This is a genomic window from Candidatus Acidiferrales bacterium, from assembly GCA_036514995.1.
Taxonomy (GTDB): domain Bacteria; phylum Acidobacteriota; class Terriglobia; order Acidiferrales; family DATBWB01; genus DATBWB01.
In genome coordinates, this window is sequence record DATBWB010000081.1 from 1 (window position 1) to 2,807 (window position 2,807).

The following is a 2,807-nucleotide window of genomic DNA, read 5'->3' on the forward strand; positions in this document are numbered from 1 at the left end:
CTCCTCCAACAACCCGTTCAGCCGCTCATAAAACGGATGCCCTGCCGTTCGCGGCAGATCGGCTTTCGCGATCCACAACTCTTCTTGTCGTTCCCCTTGCTTGCGTGTGCCCATGGCCATGCCGCCATTCTCTGCACTCCCTCAGTTCCGTGCAAGCACATTCTTCCCCATTCCCACTCCTCGGCATACTTTCACCCCGGACTGCTAGAGCATTTTCAGTAATGGTGTATCCTGGGAGGGGATCTGGCGATTCTCCTGCAACACCGAATGGCGAAAGCATACTCAAACGATCTGCGACGGAAGATTTTGGAGCGATATCAGCGAGGGGATGCGAGCTTGTCGGCGTTAGCCGAACGGTTCGGAGTCAGCCATGGGTACACGAAGAAAATCCGCAAACAGCAATTGCGGACCGGGCAGATGGAACGGTCGGAGTACCGAGCGGGGCGACGGAGCCAGGTGACGCCGGCGATCGAAGTCGCACTGCGGTCGTGGGTGCAGCAACGGCCGGACTGGACGCTGGCGGAGTTGCAGCAACAACTCCAACAGACCCACTCGTTGCGCCTCAGTGTGGGGCGGCTCTGGCTGGCGCTGCGGCAGTTGCAACTGCGGCGTAAAAAAAACACTGCACGCCCAGGAACAAGACACGCCGGAGAACCGGCAGCGCCGTGAGGTGTGGTGGGAAACGGTGAGCCGGATCGAACCGGAACGGCTGGTCTTTCTGGACGAAAGCGGGGCGACGACGGAAATGACGCGCCGCTACGACCGTGCCCCGCGCGGGGAACGGGTCCGAGAGGCCACCCCGGCGGGACATTGGAGCACGCTCACGTTACTGGGCGCCATGAGCTCGCAAGGAGTGTTGGCGAGCATGACTGTGGAATCGGCTACGGACGGGGAGGTCTTCCTGGCGTATCTGGACCACGTGCTGTGTCCCTGCCTGCGCCCCGGCCAGGTGGTGGTGATGGATAATTTGGCAGCCCACAAAGTGCAGGGGGTACGAGAACGGATTGAAGCGGTCGGAGCGGAACTGCTCTACCTGCCGCCGTACTCGCCCGACTTCAACCCGATTGAACAATGCTGGGCGAAGGTAAAACAGTCGCTCCGTTCGGCCCAGGCCCGTACCGTGGAGGTCCTCGAAGCGGCTGTCGCACAGGCCCTGGCTTCCATCACCTCGCAGAACGCTTCCGCTTGGTTTGCCCATTGCGGATACGGGATACAGCAAATATGAAAATGCTCTAGTGTCCTGAGTCATTAATTCGCCGTATACATTTTCCGGGCGTCTGCGTCTAACATGGCAGGAGAACTGCCATGATATTCAGACGAGCTAGACTGCCGGTCCCGGTGGTGACGCCAGCCCAGCGGGAGATCTTGCGGGGGTGGGTGCGCCGGCCAACCTCGGCCCAGGGGTTGGCGTTGCGCGCCCGGATTATATTGCGTTTGGCGGACGGGCATAGCAGCGCCGCCGTGGCCCGGCAGATGCGAGTTCACATTCAGACGGTGAGCAAGTGGCGGGAGCGCTTTCATTCCCAGGGGGCAGACGGCTTGCTCGATGAACCGCGTCCGGGACAGCCGCGCAAGATCAGCGATGCGCAAGTCGAAGCGGTCATCACGCGGACCCTGGAGCGCAAGCCCTCCGATGCCACGCATTGGTCCACGCGCTCCATGGCCAAAGTTGCGGGGCTGAACCAGACCGCCATCAGCCGCATCTGGCGCGCCTTTGCCCTCCAGCCACACCGCACCGAGAGCTTTAAGCTGAGCCATGACCCTCTGTTTATCGACAAGGTGCGGGACATCGTCGGCCTCTACCTGAACCCGCCCGAGCACGCTCTGGTCTTGGGCGTCGATGAGAAGAGCCAGATTCAGGCTTTGGAGAGAACCGCCCCGCTGCTGCCGATGCGCCCGGGACACCCCGAACGCCGCGCTCATGACTACCTCCGCCACGGCACCACCAGCTTGTTCGCGGCTCTCGATGCAGCAACCGGCAAAGTCATCGGCCAGATACACCGTCGCCACCGCAGCGTGGAGTTCCGCCGGTTCCTCGACACCATCGAAGACCATGTGCCGCCGGAGCTGGACGTGCATCTCATCATGGACAATTATGCCACTCACAAGACCCCGGCCATCCGGCGCTGGTTTGTCAAACGCCCGCGCTTCCATGTTCACTTCACGCCCACCGCCGCCAGTTGGCTCAACCTGGTCGAACGCTGGTTTGCCGCCCTCACCGAGAAGCAAATCCGCCGCGGCAGCTTCCGTTCCACCCGCGAACTAGAAACCGCCATCCGCGCCTTTCTCGATCACCATAATATCCAGCCGAAACCTTTTGTCTGGACAAAATCGGCTGACGCCATCCTCGATTCCCTCGCCCGTTACTGTCGACGAATTAATGACTCAGGACACTAGTTGGTTCCATCAGCGCGTCCCGGCCATAGCAACAAGTATGATGATTTGTAGTAGCACGCCACCCCAAACACAGCGAAAGGAATATTTGAGGAGATTTTCCTTGGACGCATTCAGGCCCTAGTTATGTTGGATGCGACCCATTGCAAGGGAAGCATTTCTTTCTACTATTGGCTCCCGAACACTACTGTCCAGAGTGCCAGAGTTGGAAATCAGGTAGTCCTTGAGTTCACTCCAATAATCGCAGTCCTCCAATCGGTACTTTCTAGGCCACAACTCTCCGACCAGCAAACCGGTTCCGATTGCCCATAGAAAATCGTTTGCCAGTGGCAGCCTTTCAATAAAGACTGGCAACCGATCCACTGGGGTAATATCTATCGCCATCGTGGCAAGAAACGTCCCAACAACTAGAG

Annotated in this window: 4 protein-coding genes; 3 read left to right on the forward strand and 1 reads right to left on the reverse strand. The window is 59.5% G+C overall.

The features are described 5' to 3' along the window. The first annotated feature begins 267 nt into the window (after positions 1–267). From VIH17_05920 to VIH17_05930, 3 genes are all read left to right on the forward strand, one after another. The gene (locus tag VIH17_05920) at positions 268–669 is read left to right on the forward strand and encodes a hypothetical protein (GenBank protein ID HEY4682771.1); all 402 of its coding nucleotides are present in this window, start codon (positions 268–270) and stop codon (positions 667–669) included. Positions 670–685: 16 nt separating this feature from the next. Next, positions 686–1,225: an IS630 family transposase gene (locus VIH17_05925; protein ID HEY4682772.1), complete on the forward strand. Its 540-nt coding sequence runs from the start codon at positions 686–688 to the stop codon at positions 1,223–1,225. A gap of 80 nt (positions 1,226–1,305) precedes the next feature. Further along, a complete protein-coding gene (locus VIH17_05930; GenBank protein ID HEY4682773.1) occupies positions 1,306–2,397 on the forward strand; it encodes an IS630 family transposase in 1,092 nt (363 codons plus the stop codon). Between the two features lie 117 nt (positions 2,398–2,514). On the opposite strand, the gene VIH17_05935 is transcribed toward VIH17_05930, so the two are convergent. Then, positions 2,515–2,807 (reverse strand): hypothetical protein (locus tag VIH17_05935; protein ID HEY4682774.1); only part of this gene is annotated, 293 nt, incomplete at its 5' end.

Excerpts from the sequence above, each read along its gene's own strand:
- VIH17_05920 (HEY4682771.1), top strand. The coding sequence starts at position 268 with ATGGCGAAAGCATACTCAAACGATCTGCGACGGAAGATTTTGGAGCGA.
- VIH17_05930 (HEY4682773.1), top strand. The coding sequence starts at position 1,306 with ATGATATTCAGACGAGCTAGACTGCCGGTCCCGGTGGTGACGCCAGCC.